This is a genomic window from Olsenella sp. AGMB03486 (assembly GCF_040884255.1).
GTDB classification, from domain to species: Bacteria; Actinomycetota; Coriobacteriia; order Coriobacteriales; family Atopobiaceae; genus Olsenella_L; species Olsenella_L kribbiana.
The window spans coordinates 20,942-34,395 of the sequence record NZ_JBEVTM010000004.1; the positions used below are offsets into that span (position 1 = coordinate 20,942).

Here is a 13,454-nt window from a genome sequence, read left to right on the forward strand (position 1 = left end):
CCTCAGCCTTGCCGTTCGCAGTCCCGCGCCCCTCGCTGCGTATCCTGCGTCTATTTGTCCAGGTCTTCAGCCATCTTCCTCATCAGCTGCTTGTCTTCGTCAGAAAGGACGATATCTGCAGCAGGGGCATTCTGGCGCACCTGCTCGGGCGTCGTGGCACCGGTCAGAAGGTTCACGACGTCACCCTGGTTCATGATCCAGGCAAGGCAGAGGGTCGGGATGCTGCATCCATACTTCTGTGCAAGCGGCTTCCAGGCATCGAGCATATCGATGACACGCTCCATGTTGCCCGGCTGCCACCACTTCTTGTTCGCACGTGCATTGCCCGGCTCGGGACGATAGTCCTTTGTGATGGTCCCCGTCAGAAGTCCCTGCTCGAGCGGCGAATATGCCTGCATCGTGATCTTGTGCTCCTTGCACAGCGGAATGAGCTCGTCTTCCACCGCACGATCGAGCACGCTGTACTTGCCCTGCACCAGATCGAGCTCGCAGCAGTCCACGTATTCCTTGATCTGGGAGATGCTGACATTGGCTGCGCCGATAGCACGGATCTTGCCCTCGCTTTTGAGCTTGTTGAGCTCGGCCACCGTTTCGCTGATCGGCGTATAGAACGGCTCGACCGAAGGCCAATGTGTCATATACAGATCGATGTAGTCGGTGCCGAGACGCTCGAGCGACTCTTCCACCTCGAGACGGACCGACTCAGGCGTGAGATTCTTGTACAGCTGCCGGTCGCCGACCTTGTTCCAGACGGTGCCCTTGCGGTTCCAGACCACGCCGCACTTCGTGACGAGCACCACCTTGGACCTGTCGAGCTTCTTGAGGGCCTTCCCGACAATTCTTTCGCTGTTGCCGAAGTTGTATCCAGGAGCAGTATCGATCATGTTGATGCCGGATTCTGCTGCCGCGACAATCGTGTCGACTGCGATATCCTCGTCGGGACCACCGCTCCAGGCAGGGCCTCCGCCGATAGCCCACGTGCCAAGGCCCATCTTCGAGACCTGAATGCCGGAGCTTCCGAGTTCCATGTAACGCATAGCTACCTTCCTTTACGGTATTGATGCTGGTTTCTGTACATAAAGCCCCTGGAACAGGCGGCCGTTTCCATAGACATATGGCTCTGCTTGATCCAGGGGCTGGGAAAGCTAGGCGTGCTGCTCTCTATACAGAGCAAGCTGCCTGTCGAACAGATCTCTGTTCTTCACGCCCGTCGTAGCGCCGATGCTTGTTATCGCAAGCGATGCCGCAACGTTGCCGTACGCACCGCATTCCGCGAGTGTCCTGCCCTCGAGCAGGCCTGTGATGAATCCCGAAGCGAAATTGTCGCCTGCACCGATGGTGTCCACGGCACGGATTCCCTTCATGGCCGGAACGATGAGCTTTGACCCGTCCTGGCTCTTTATGAAGACACCGCGCTTGCCGATCTTGATGACAACATGCTTCACGCCATACCCCAGGATCTTGTCTGCGACGCGCTCGATATCGTCCTCCCCTGTCATGAGGCGTGCCTCATCGCAGTTCGGGAAGAAATAGTCCACATAGGACAAGGCTTCTGCTATATCGTCGAACGTCTCTCCGAGACGGGGCTTAATCATATCCGCCGTGATGGTCATGCCGGCAGCTTTGGCTGCCTTGAAGATCTTCACGAGCGCTTCGTTATCCAGGCGGGGATTGTTGAAGAAGCTCGCCAGGGAAAGAAGCCTGCCACGGGGAATGAGTGCCAGATCGACATCATCAGCGTCCATCTTCCAGAGGCTGCCATTGCGGTTCGTGACGAAGGTCCGCTCGCCGTCCGCAGTCACGAGTCCCACATTGATCGAGGTATCGATGCCATCGCGCTGCCGTATTCCTTCGGTATCGATGCCCTCTTTGCGGCAGTGGCTGAGAATGTATTCTCCGACCACATCCTTGCCGACCATGCTCACCAGCCCGACCTTATGTCCAAGCCTGCTGATGATCGTCGATTCGTTAATTGCGTCGCCGCCGATGGTCATGCTGATCTGGTCAAGCGGATACGATTCGCTGTCAAAGATGTCCTTGCTCACGGGCTGCAGCGGAACATCGACTATCGCCGCTCCGACGCATACCACATCCAGAGGGCGCTCGTCATGCGGCGCGGCAGATGAAGCGGCTGGCTCGTTGGCTTGCTTGGTAGACATCGCGGCCTACCTCACATCTGCCTTGTCGGCATCACCGAACAGCTCGATCTTGTAGAGCGCACGCTCCTTGACAGCCTGGCGCACGGCACGCTCGAGCTCGAGGAACGACGAGTCAGTGTTCTTCTGGATGGCACCCATTGCAGCATCGCAGAGCTCGGTGTGGATGTTGATCTTGGCAATGCCGAGAGAGATTGCGGTCTTGATATCTTCGTCGCCGATGCCTGACGCACCATGCAGGACAAGAGGAACATCGACTGCATCGCGGCACTTCTCGACGACCTCGAAATTGAGCTTCGGCGTCGCGGAATAGTGCCCGTGGACATTGCCGATTGCCACTGCAAGGGAGTCGCAGCCAGTGCGTTCGACGAACTCGGCTGCCTTGGAAGGATCGGTGTAGGCATAGGCTGCAAGAGCCTCCTCATACACCGTCTCGTTGCCGACATGGCCAAGCTCGGCCTCGACGGGAATGCCGAGCGGGTGGAAATAATCCACTGCAGTCTTGATTTCCTTGATGTTCTCCTCGAACGGAAGAGCGGAGGCATCGCGCATCACGGAGTTCATGCCATGGGTATAGGCATTCTTGATGATCTCCATGCTGCGGCCGTGATCCCAATGGGTGATGACAGGAACCTTGGCTGCCTTTGCCATGGACACCATCATCCAGCAGAAGTCCTCGAATGACGTGTTGCCAACGAATCCGGTGCCGAACGAGATGATGACCGGGGCATTGTCCTCTTCGGCAGCGTCGATCACGCCCATGAGCATTTCTGCGTTCCAGACATTGAAGTGCGGAATCGCGAACTGTCCATCCTTGGCCTTGTTTTCCCAATACTTGATGTTGGCGAGCATATCGGTTCCTTTCATTTGCGGGCACACAAAGTGCCTTCAGCGGATACTGGACTCAGATTTCTGGCATCCTTATTCGCAGCCTGGCGTGCCTGCGACCTTGACGACACCCTTGACCATGTCGATCTTCTTCTGCGGGTCGATTGCATCGGAAAATGCCTTCTGGACATCCCGGTAGTCATAGACATTGGTGACCATGCCCTTGACATTGAACTTCCCGGTCGAGATGGCCTCAATGGTGCGGGGATAGTCATTGCAGTAGCGGAAGGATGTCTGGATGGTGACTTCGCGGTTGATCTTGAGGAAGTCGATAGGCACCGGCTTGCTCTGCGTGCCGACCATCATGATCTTGCCGCCACGGGCAACAAGCTGCACAGCCTGCTGCGCCAGGAAGGCAGAGCCTCCGCACTCGAAGACAAGGTCCACGCCGTGGTCTCCGAACTTGTCAGCCGAGCGCAGGTACTTGACGGTATCAGTCTCCTTGCCATTGATCGCCTCCTTGGCACCGAGCTTCTTTGCCAGCTCAAGCTTGGAGGGGATGACATCGACAACGGTGATATCGGTAGCTCCGAGGCTCCTGCATGCCTGCAGCGTCATGAGGCCGATGGTGCCGCAGCCAAGGATGACGATATGGCTGCCCAGAGAGGCGCCGCCGAGGATAGCGGCATGCATGCCGACCGCAGCCGGCTCGACCAGAGCGGCTTCCACCATGCTCATGCCTTCGGGCACCGGATACACCCAGTCCTCGGGATGGGTCATGTACTGGCAGAGCGCACCACGGTAGTTGGGCTGCGTTGCCATGAAGTCGACATCGGGGCAGATGTTGTAGCGTCCGGTCCTGCAGTACTCGCATGAGCTGTCGGGAACGCCTGGCTCGACCAGCACCTTGTCGCCAGGCTTGAATCTGGTGACGTCGGAGCCGACCTTCACGACTTCGCCGGATACCTCATGGCCAAGACCGATTTCCTGGTTGGGATCTTTGGGCGGAATGAAGGGACCGAACTCGAAACCGTGGATATCGGATCCGCACATGCCGACATACTCGACCTTGATCAGCACTTCCTTCGGACCTGGCTCCGGAACAGGAGCTTCCTTGATCTCGAAATGCTTGGGTGTGACAAGTATCGCTTTGGAGTTCTTCATGGCTTCGTCCTTTCAGGACAATGACGGGAACAGGCAGAATCTCTGCATGAAAAGGGGGCGCCGCCAGTGCCGGATCAAGCACCGGCGGCATAAGGAGGGAAGGCAATGGATTTGGGCGATGATGAAATCAGACGTTGCCGATGGCCTCGACGGACTCGCCACGGGTCTCCACACCGAAGATGGCAACACAGACTGCGATGATGACGGCAACTGCTGCCAGAAGCATGAACACATAGCTGGAGCTCTGAGCGGCAAGCGCGGTGACAAGGAATGGGAAGAACACGTTGCTCACGCGGCCCATTGCATTGCAGAAGCCAGAGCCGGAAAGCTTTGCCGAAGTAGGCCACATCTCAGGCACATACACGGCCGATGCATAGCAGACATACATGTAGATGATCGTGTTCATGATGAAGGTAAGCGCAATGAGGCCACCCATGCCGACAAGCCCCATCGAAGTGAGGAAGCCGATCAGCACTCCGAACACAGCCATTCCGACCAGAAGGATGACACCCATTTTCTTGCGGGAGATCCTGTCCATGACAAGAGAGGCGATGAAGATGCCGAACGGAGCACCGAACAGGCCGAATACCGTCATGAACTGGGACTGGGACGTGTCATATCCGAGGCCATTCATGAGCGTCGGCATCCATGTCATGAGCGTGTACTGAATCGTGTTCATGCCGATGAGCACCAGCGAGCCGACAATGGTACGACGGAGCAGCTTCCCATGGAACAGGGCAGAATACGGCAGACGCTTGACCTCGGCAGGAGGCTCGGTCACAGGAGGCAGAGGCTTTCCGGTCGACTCCTCAATCTCCTTCTCGATCTTCGTGACGATAGCGTCAGCCTCTTCCACACGTCCCTGGGACTCGAGCCAGCGCGGAGACTCGGGGAACTTCTTCCAGACCATGATGGTGGCGACGATGGAGAGCACGGAAGGAATCATGAACTCGACGCGCCAGTTCATGCTCATTGCCATTCCCGAGCCCATAAGGAGAAGAGCGATCAGGTTGCAGATAGGATGGGCCCAGTTTCCGATGAATGAGGTGCGGCTGGACCAGGTTCCACGGTTGCGGCTTGGCACATACTCAGTGAATCCTGCAAAGAGCACGACCAGAAGCGCACCGAGGCCGAATCCCTGGGCAAGCCTGAAGAAATAGAGCACATAGACATTCGGAGAGAGCGCCGCACCGATCATGACTGCAATATGGATGCACTCATACAGGATGATCGATTTCTTGCGTCCGATCTTGTCGCCGATCGGGCCGCCGACCAGAGCGCCGAAGAGCTGGCCGATGGTATAGGTAGTTCCCCAGAGTGCGAGAAGGGTGCTGCCTTTCTCGAGCCAATGGACTTCGTTCAGCAGGATGTTCTGAACAGCACCGCTGATTCCGTTCGACCAGCAGACCAGCAATGCGAATGCCGTGACAAGCCACATCTTCACATGCCATTTCGAATCAGGCAGCCGGTCGAGCCTTGCACCGATATTGGCACCCTTGGTGTTTTCCATATCTGTTGTATCCTCTCGCTTTCGATTCATGCATCACATTGCGGAATCAGTGCCTCGCAGCGCCCGCAAGCTCTGTCCTCACTTCCGACTCCATGACCTGCCAGGCCTTCTCGATATCGGAATCCTTGTTCCAGAGTGCCGGCGGCCCCAGGACGACCACATCTGCCCCAGCTTCGTATAGTGGCCGGTAGACATCCTGGTTCATGGAGCCGTCCGCCTCGATCAGGAAATCGAGATGCATATCCTGGCGCCATTGCGCCAGTGTGCGGATCTTGTCGTATACCTCAGGAATGACCTTCTGGCCGGCATAGCCGGCATCCACGATCATCAGGGTCACCTTCGAGAGAAGCGGCAGGTAGTAGCGGATGGCTTCGAGCGAAGAAGCAGGATTGAGCGCGACACCGGCCTTGCAGCCCAAAGAAAGAATCTTGTTGAAGGTGACGAATGCATCGCTTTCGATGCAGTCAGTATGAGGGGTGATAAAGGTCGCGCCAGCCTTGGCACAGTCCTCGATGATCCATTGGGGATGTCTGACCATCAGATGTGCATCCATCGGAGTCTTCACATGCGGCTTCAGCGCGGCCATGAAATCGGGGCCAATGCTGTAGGTCTTCACATAATTGCCGTCCTTGATATCGATGTGCAGAAAATCTGCCCTTTCATCGATATAGGAGACCTGATGGGCAAAATCGAACAGGTCGCAGCAGCCCATCGACGGCGCAAGAAGGAGCTTCCTTTCCATAGGAGCACTATCCTTTCGTCTGAGATGGCTGGCTCCTTGACAGGAGCCAGCCTTTGGATATGCCCCTACTCGAAGTCGTAGTCGTCCGGATAGTCGGCCTCGCCGTACTCCTTCTCGTCCTTGTCCGGCTCATCGTAATGGAAGATGCACTTGACAGCGGATTTGTCTGCCATGGCAGCAAAGCCTTCCTTCCACTGCGAGAGGCCGAGCCGGTGCGTGATCATCGGCTGGACATTGATTGCGCCCGAGGCAAGCAGGCGGATGCATTCACGCCATGAAGTGGAGTCATATGCCTGGTGGCCGATGATGCTCTTGTTCCATTCGGTGATGTTGTTGATGGAGAACTCAAGCGGCTTGAAGCCCATGCCGACACGCACGACTTCGCCATTCGGACGCAGCATCTCGAGCGACTGCTTGAGCGCGATATTGGCACCGGAGCATTCCACGACCAGGCCAAGATTGTCACGTCCGCAGATCTCGGTGCAGCGCTTGACGACATCTTCCGTGGAACCATTCACGCAGTGCGTAGCACCAACCTCGCGCGCAATCGGGAACCTCGTCTCGACATCATCCTGCAGGCCGACCATAACAATGTTGACAGCGCCCATGATGCGGGCAACCTGCACCGCGAACAGTCCCAGAGGACCGGTGCCAAACACGACGACGTCCTGGCCAGGAAGGAAGCTCGACTGCTGGGCAATTGCCTTGTAGGAGTTGGCAATCGGGTCGAGGACGGCTGCCTCCTCGTACTTCACGCCTTCTGGAATCTCCCAGATGGCATGAGGATGAAGCTTGAGGATTCCGCCGGGAATCTTTGCATACTTGCTGAATCCGCCCGTGCCGCCGAATGCCTGATAGTTGTTGTCGAGGCCAAGTCCGGTCTTATGCTCGCACAGCATGAAGTCGCCACGCTCGCAGGCAGGACACTTGCCACATGCCTTTCCTGCATTGTCGGATACGACACGCTGGCCGACCTTCCAGTCAGTAACATTCTCGCCGACCTTGACAATGACACCCGCAAACTCATGTCCACGGATTGAGTTGAGCGTCTTCGAGGTGTTCTTGCCCTCAAGATCTGCGTACCAGTGCTTCATATCGGCTCCGCAGATTGCCGCAGCCTTCAGACGCACGATCACGTCATCAGGACCACATTCGGGAGCCGGCATATCTATGTAGTGGTAGCCGCCGAACTCGCCATGGTCGCAATACCTTGTCAGTGCCTTCATGACTTCCCCTCCAATAACGCCGCTATCTCTTTTGCACAGCTGCTGCACGGCACAAGGAGAATCCGCACTGCATCCAGCCATGAATCTCATGCGGGTATCCAGCCAGCAGGAGCAGCGTGCCAGCCAGACATGGCATATCGATTTGAAAGAATGCAGAACTTTGAAGCAGCTATCCTCATGCTGTGCGTGAAAGCCTGGCCGCTCGTTCCTCGCCAGGTCTCCTTGGCACGCATTCTTTATACCGTACTTTTTCTTCGTTTCACAGATATTTTCTTCGTTTTGCTCTGTATTTACCTGTGAACGGCAGATATTTTGGTCGGAACGGTCAAACTTATAGAAGAAACAGTCATATTGCGTTCTGTTTGACAGAGAAACGGTCCCCAGTCCCATGGGATGCCATGCCTCTGCATCCAGACGAGGGAGGCACCTGCGGCATCGCAAATCTTTCCATGCCATCGCTGTGTCCTTCTTGCAGCTCTTCATTGAGTTCCAGGGGCAAGAGCAGAGGGAGCCAAGATACTCCGAAGACATGCAGCATGTCTCGTTCTGGTCAGATGAAGATGAAGGGGGTGCAGCCCATTGTTCCAACGGCATAATCCAGGCAGCCTGCCTGCCACCGCATGGCGGCACCCATAAATCCTGTCTTGCCGCTCTTCGGTACGGATGGCAATCGCAGCGTCCGACATCGTTCAGCCAAGTTGGACTGCCTCTCGACTCATATCATCTCTGTTCCTATAGTATTAGGTCCAGCTATTGATATGAGTGACCATGGGGTGACCGATATGAGGATTCTCCTGATGATGGCGGTGCTTCCTGCTGCCTTCCTTATGGCATACGTCTGGCAGATGGATCCTGTCGACAAGGAGCCTCTGCCCCTTCTCGCAAAGCTCTTCCTCTTCGGCATGCTCTCCACCCTTCCCGCCATCTTGATCGAGACAGCAGGATCTGATGCCCTGCTTGGAGGTGGCATGCCCCAGGACTTCCATTCCCTCCTTCTCATGAACTTCGGTATCGTCGCCGTGACAGAGGAATGCTCGAAATATGTGTTCCTGCGTCTTGCCTCCTGGCATGACCGGAACTTCGACTATGTCTTTGACGGAATCGTCTATGCCGTCTTCTGCGGCCTTGGCTTCGCTGTGGCAGAGAATATCAGCTACGTCTTCTCGTTCGGACCAGGTGCCGCTGTCGTCCGTGCCTTCACTGCCATTCCTGGCCACTGCGTCTTCGCTGTCTTCATGGGCTCGTTCTATGGCAGGACGAAGCTTGCACAGGTACAGCAGCGGCATATCCCTCGCCTCTGGAATGGCCTTCTCTCCCTGGCAGTGCCCATCTTCTGCCACGGTGTCTATGACACGCTCGCAGGCATCGAGGGAGCAGACGCTGTCTTCTTTGTGTTCCTCCTTGCGCTTGTGCTCATTGCCTCTGCCACGACGAAGCATGTGTCGCGGCGTGCCGAGCGCATATCGATCTGGTACTGACAGATATCCAGGCCTCTTCGTCTGGCCATCCGCCATCCCTGCAGCTTGCTTTGAGCCCCTTTCCGTTCTTCTCAATGGTTCACGGGCTGCGCAAAGAGGGGCTGCCCAGACAGAGAGCGGACGGCACAAGGCATCTTTCAGCATTGCCCTGGACATCCGCAACAAGCAGGCGCCCGCAGATTTCGCCCGTACGCCCAGCACCATGACAAAAGCAGCCCCTGGAGCCAGCATAGCTCCAGAGGCTGCTTCTTTCCTACCGAGACCGCCTACACGATGGTCCATCCGCCATCCACAAGCACAAGCTGGCCTGTCACATAGCTCGACGCATCGGATGCCAGATAGAGCATCGTGCCATTGAGCTCGCCCGGGTTTCCACGCCTACCCATCGGGCAGCCATTCCTTATGCCCTCCTCATAGGCCTGGTCCGTGACCTTTGCCGCCATCTCGGAGGCAAAATAGCCCGGCCCCAGCACATTGACCGTGATGTTGTGCTTTGCCCACTCGGAAGCAAGCGCCTTGCTCATCATCAGCACGGCGCCTTTCGAGGCGGAATAGGCGCTTCTGGGCACGCCGTTCATCGTCACGACGCAGTGGAACGAGCCGATGTTCACGATCTTGCCGTAGTTCTGGCGCAGCATGATCTTGCCGACCTCGCGGCAACAGTAGAAGACGCCATTCACATTGGTATCGATCGTCTTCTCCCACGATCCGTCATCTGCCTCGACAGCAGGAGTCGAGAATCCCGTGCCGGCATTGTTGATCAGGATATCGATGCGGCCGAAGGCATCTTCTGCCGCCTTGGCCATCTTCCTGACGCTGTCCTGGTCCGACACATCGCATGGGACGGCCAGGCACCTTGCGCCCAAGGCTTCGATCTCCCTCTTGACCTCTTTGAGACGGTCCACCCTGGGGCACAGATGCAGACATTGGCACCCTGCTCGGCAAGGCAGAGCGCAAACTGCCTCCCCAGACCCGACGAAGCCCCTGTCACGATCGCATTCTTTCCTTCAACCGAGAAATAGTTCTTCATGGTTCACTGCTCCTTCCGGCTTTCGCCACACAAAATGTTAGTCTGTTCTCACAATCATGAGGGGAAGATTCTGTCCGGCTGCAGAAGCAGAGCTCCATCCGGCCAAGACAGTGCACCCCGTGACCCCTTCCATGCTAGTCTGGAAGGCCTGGGCATCGCATCCAGCCGAAAGGAGCAGCGCTATGGATGAGGACAGCACGCCTGCCAGGCATTCGCTTGGCTTTCGAGGCACCTTCGAGGTGGGCATGGCGCTCTTCTCGATGTTCTTCGGAGCAGGCAACCTGATCATCGCACCGCTTCTGGGCGTCCAGTCAGGGCCTCATGCCCTAGCTGCAACGCTGGGATACCTCGTATCGGGCGTCGGCCTGCCGATAGCTGCCATCATCGCCCTTGCCCATGCCGGCACGGCCGAGAGCCTCCTCTCCCGTATCGGGCGCAGGTTCTCCCGTCTCTTCACGATCCTTGTCTATCTTGCTATCGGCCCTGCTCTCGCCATTCCCAGGACCGCCTCCACGTCCTTCGAGATGGCAAAGCCGCTGCTCGAAGGCGGCGGAAGCGCTGCTGTCCGGTTCGCATTCTCCGCCATCTTCTTTGCCTTCGCCCTTGCGCTTGCGCTCCGGCCGGCCCGGATCGTCCGTCTCATGGGCAAGGTCACAGGACCGCTCCTCATCGGCCTTCTGGTGCTGATGGTGCTCGCCCAGATCCTTGCTCCGGCGGCAAGCCCGCTCGAGGCAGCCGAAGGAGCCTACCGCGAAGCGCCTGCTGTGGCTGGCTTCATCGAGGGATACCAGACACTCGATCTCCTTGCCTCCTTTGCCTTCGGTGTCGTTGTAACAGGCAGCATCCGCTCCCGCGGCATCGCGGACCATAAGGACCAGGCTGCCCAGGTCGCACGCTCCGGCATCGTGGCCGGCCTTCTTATGGCTGCAGTCTACGGTGCGCTCAGCTATCTCGGGACCCGCATGGGCACGGCCCTGCCCGATGCAGCAAACGGCGCCGAAGTGCTCTCCGCTTCGGCAGATGTCCATTTCGGCCATGCCGGCACACTGCTTGTTGCAGCCATCTTCCTGATTGCCTGCTTCAATGTCTGCACAGGCCTCATCTCTTCCATCGCGGAGTACTTCAGCACGACGTTTCCGAAGCTTTCCTTTCGGGCGTGGGCCATCCTCATTGCAGCCATATCCTGTCTTCTCTCGAATGCCGGACTCACCGCTATCCTTGCCTTCTCGGTTCCGCTCCTCATGGCGCTCTACCCGATGGGCATCTGCGCTGTCGCAATGGGCCTCATTCCGGGCTCGGATTCCCATCCGCTCATCTGGCGCGTCGCAATGGCTGCCATCGGCATCCAGAGTGCGGCCTCGGCCATCCGCGATGCGATCTGTCCTGGCCTTTTCCTTCCGACAGACATGCTCCCCGGCTCCTCGCTCGGCCTCGGCTGGATCGTGCCTGGCATCGCAGGCGCTGCCGCAGGGGCCCTGGCCGCGGCCATCCGGCGCCGCGTCTTCCCGGCTGGCTAGACTCTTTCCCAGACGGGTATCAGCCTTCCAGCAGAAGCGATCAAGGGAGGCACCCATGGCCGACGAGTTCTTCGAAGACGACGATCCCTATTTTCTGGTCTCAGACCGGCTCGATGCCGGCGAGGCACCCGGAAAGGTCCATGCGTGGGCCACAAAGCAGCGCAGGAAGGCAAAGGACGAGGTGCTCCGCAGCCAGTGGGATGAAGCGCTGCGCTATATCGAGGAAGAGCATCCCGAGCTGACGCGCTAGCGCCTATCGTGTTCCACCACGCTGTGGCCGCTGCCTGAAAGCGCGTGCCTCAGGATGCATGGACGGCTCGCAGGCGCTCTGCTTCCCAGGCACAGAAAGGCTCTCCTCCAAAAACAGGAAGGAGAGCCTGCATTGTCCATATCCGTTGATCTCACAGCCTTCGCGGCGCTCGGCTGCAAGGCCAGAAAGCTTCATCAGGGCCTCTGCAGCCTCCTCCTCGTCCGTTCCCGAGCAGGTGATGGTCGCTTCGTCGCCCTGGCATACATCAAGCCCCAGGACAGCGAGCATGTCCTTGCAGCTGCAGGAACCTCTGGGCGTCTCGAGCGTGACTGCGCATCTGAACGAAAGGGCACAGCTCACCAGATCTGCCGCAGGACGGACATGGAGACCGGCGGGGTCTTCTATGCGCACAGCCAGGATCTGCATGAGGGCCTCCGTTTCTACAGCTTGCCGCCGTTCGTCGCGATAGCATCGTGGTACCAGGAAAAGCTGTCCTTCCTGATGCGCCTGCCCGTCCCCTTCCCTTCATCGTCCAGATCGACGTAGATGAAGCCATAGCGCTTCGGCATCTCGGACGAGGAGCAGCTCACGATATCGATCGGGGCCCAGGCATAGTAGCCGCGCAGGTCTTCGAGGTCATGCGCGCCGAACTGCATGTCATGGCCCTTGTCTTCGAAGAAGCGCAGGGCATGGCCTGGGTAGATGCCCCGGAGCAGCACGCCCCCGAAGCAGTACTCAATCTGGTTGTGGCGATAGCATCCCAGCACATCCTCGGGATCGGACGAAGCCGGATAGTCAGCACCGCCGCAGAGCATCATGCCGATCTTGAGATCGGGGTAGTTCTCGTGCGCGTAGCGGGTGGCGCGTGCACATGCCACCATCTCGTTGTGCTCGCCCTGGTATTTCGCCTCGGCGAGGTTCTCCACCTTGTCGGCGCAGATGCCGAGGTGGTTGAAGGACTCGGCCGAGACCAGGTTGATCTGGTTCACGAGAATCCAGAGCTTGACCCGGTCGTGGTAGCGGTCGAAGAGCACCTGGCAATAGCGCTCGAAGAGCCCGATGAGCTCCCGCTTCATAGATGAAGGCCTGTTCAGGCGCAACTTCTATCCGCAGACGAGGCTCCCATGATAAAGGCGCTTGCACAGGAGTTCACCGAGGCAGGCCTGTGCAACCCCAGCTATGTCCAGGAAGTGCTCTGCCGCAAGAAGCTTTCCCCGACCTCCTTCGGCAACGGCGTTGCCATCCCCCCATTCCATGAACGCCTCGACAGCACGGTCGTTCCTCTCTGTCGTTGTCAACGACAAGCCGATGGCATGGGGGACGCAGAAGGTCAGCCTCATCATGCTCATGGGCCTCTCAGAAGCAGACCGCAAGGGATTCCGCATTCTCTTCGACAGCCTGCTCGAGGTTCTCTCCGATCCTGCAAAGGTCACGCAGCTGACCCGCTCGGATATCTACGACGAGTTTGCCAGGAAGCTGAATGACATGATCATGGGTGCATAGCAGCCCAGACAGGACCGGTACCCGGTGCCTGCACAGGCAGGACGCATCCT

The 13,454-nt window shown here is 58.0% G+C and carries 14 protein-coding genes and 1 pseudogene; 5 read left to right on the forward strand and 10 right to left on the reverse strand.

Annotation, left to right across the window (positions count from 1 at the left end; genetic code table 11):
- Positions 1 to 50 precede the first annotated feature (50 nt).
- The 7 genes from ABVS03_RS02795 to ABVS03_RS02825 all read right to left on the reverse strand — a co-directional run bounded on the left by ABVS03_RS02795 (position 51) and on the right by ABVS03_RS02825 (position 7,626).
- A complete protein-coding gene (locus tag ABVS03_RS02795) occupies positions 51 to 1,037 on the reverse strand; it encodes an aldo/keto reductase (RefSeq protein ID WP_368017937.1) in 987 nt (328 codons plus the stop codon).
- A gap of 108 nt (positions 1,038 to 1,145) precedes the next feature.
- On the reverse strand, positions 1,146 to 2,159 hold the full coding sequence (locus ABVS03_RS02800) for a carbohydrate kinase family protein (protein ID WP_368017938.1): 1,014 nt from the start codon (positions 2,157 to 2,159) through the stop codon (positions 1,146 to 1,148).
- Between the two features lie 6 nt (positions 2,160 to 2,165).
- Positions 2,166 to 3,008: a ketose-bisphosphate aldolase gene (locus ABVS03_RS02805; protein WP_368017939.1), complete on the reverse strand. Its 843-nt coding sequence runs from the start codon at positions 3,006 to 3,008 to the stop codon at positions 2,166 to 2,168.
- A 69-nt stretch (positions 3,009 to 3,077) separates the two neighbouring features.
- Positions 3,078 to 4,148: an NAD(P)-dependent alcohol dehydrogenase gene (locus ABVS03_RS02810; RefSeq protein ID WP_368017940.1), complete on the reverse strand. Its 1,071-nt coding sequence runs from the start codon at positions 4,146 to 4,148 to the stop codon at positions 3,078 to 3,080.
- Positions 4,149 to 4,275: 127 nt separating this feature from the next.
- Positions 4,276 to 5,658, reverse strand: a complete 1,383-nt coding sequence (locus ABVS03_RS02815) for an MFS transporter (RefSeq protein WP_368017941.1) — start codon at positions 5,656 to 5,658, stop codon at positions 4,276 to 4,278.
- Between the two features lie 46 nt (positions 5,659 to 5,704).
- A complete protein-coding gene (locus tag ABVS03_RS02820; protein ID WP_368017942.1) occupies positions 5,705 to 6,400 on the reverse strand; it encodes an allulose-6-phosphate 3-epimerase in 696 nt (231 codons plus the stop codon).
- 65 nt (positions 6,401 to 6,465) lie between these two features.
- Complete coding sequence (locus ABVS03_RS02825) at positions 6,466 to 7,626, reverse strand: zinc-binding dehydrogenase (RefSeq protein WP_368017943.1); 1,161 nt, start codon at positions 7,624 to 7,626, stop codon at positions 6,466 to 6,468.
- Between the two features lie 758 nt (positions 7,627 to 8,384).
- Here ABVS03_RS02825 and ABVS03_RS02830 point away from each other — a divergent pair.
- A complete protein-coding gene (locus ABVS03_RS02830) occupies positions 8,385 to 9,104 on the forward strand; it encodes a PrsW family intramembrane metalloprotease (protein ID WP_368017944.1) in 720 nt (239 codons plus the stop codon).
- Positions 9,105 to 9,370: 266 nt separating this feature from the next.
- On the opposite strand, the gene ABVS03_RS02835 is transcribed toward ABVS03_RS02830, so the two are convergent.
- Positions 9,371 to 10,054 carry an SDR family oxidoreductase gene (locus ABVS03_RS02835; RefSeq protein ID WP_368018071.1) on the reverse strand — a complete coding sequence of 228 codons (684 nt, stop codon included), beginning with the start codon at positions 10,052 to 10,054 and terminating at the stop codon, positions 9,371 to 9,373.
- Between the two features lie 262 nt (positions 10,055 to 10,316).
- Here ABVS03_RS02835 and brnQ point away from each other — a divergent pair, with 262 nt between their 5' ends.
- Positions 10,317 to 11,651, forward strand: coding sequence for a branched-chain amino acid transport system II carrier protein (brnQ, locus tag ABVS03_RS02840; RefSeq protein ID WP_368017945.1), 1,335 nt, complete (start codon positions 10,317 to 10,319; stop codon positions 11,649 to 11,651).
- Positions 11,652 to 11,706: 55 nt separating this feature from the next.
- Positions 11,707 to 11,901, forward strand: a complete 195-nt coding sequence (locus ABVS03_RS02845) for a hypothetical protein (protein ID WP_368017946.1) — start codon at positions 11,707 to 11,709, stop codon at positions 11,899 to 11,901.
- Between the two features lie 3 nt (positions 11,902 to 11,904).
- Here ABVS03_RS02845 and ABVS03_RS02850 read toward each other — a convergent pair whose 3' ends face one another.
- Positions 11,905 to 12,327 (reverse strand): HPr family phosphocarrier protein, encoded by a 423-nt coding sequence (locus ABVS03_RS02850; RefSeq protein WP_368017947.1) that lies wholly within the window; start codon positions 12,325 to 12,327, stop codon positions 11,905 to 11,907.
- A gap of 14 nt (positions 12,328 to 12,341) precedes the next feature.
- Complete coding sequence (locus ABVS03_RS02855; RefSeq protein ID WP_368017948.1) at positions 12,342 to 12,977, reverse strand: family 1 glycosylhydrolase; 636 nt, start codon at positions 12,975 to 12,977, stop codon at positions 12,342 to 12,344.
- Positions 12,978 to 13,025: 48 nt separating this feature from the next.
- Here ABVS03_RS02855 and ABVS03_RS02860 point away from each other — a divergent pair.
- Positions 13,026 to 13,082, forward strand: a pseudogene (locus tag ABVS03_RS02860) (hypothetical protein); the annotation flags it as partial.
- A gap of 73 nt (positions 13,083 to 13,155) precedes the next feature.
- Entirely contained in the window at positions 13,156 to 13,404 is a 249-nt protein-coding gene (locus ABVS03_RS02865) for a PTS sugar transporter subunit IIA (RefSeq protein ID WP_368017949.1), read from the forward strand.
- Positions 13,405 to 13,454: the final 50 nt, after the last annotated feature.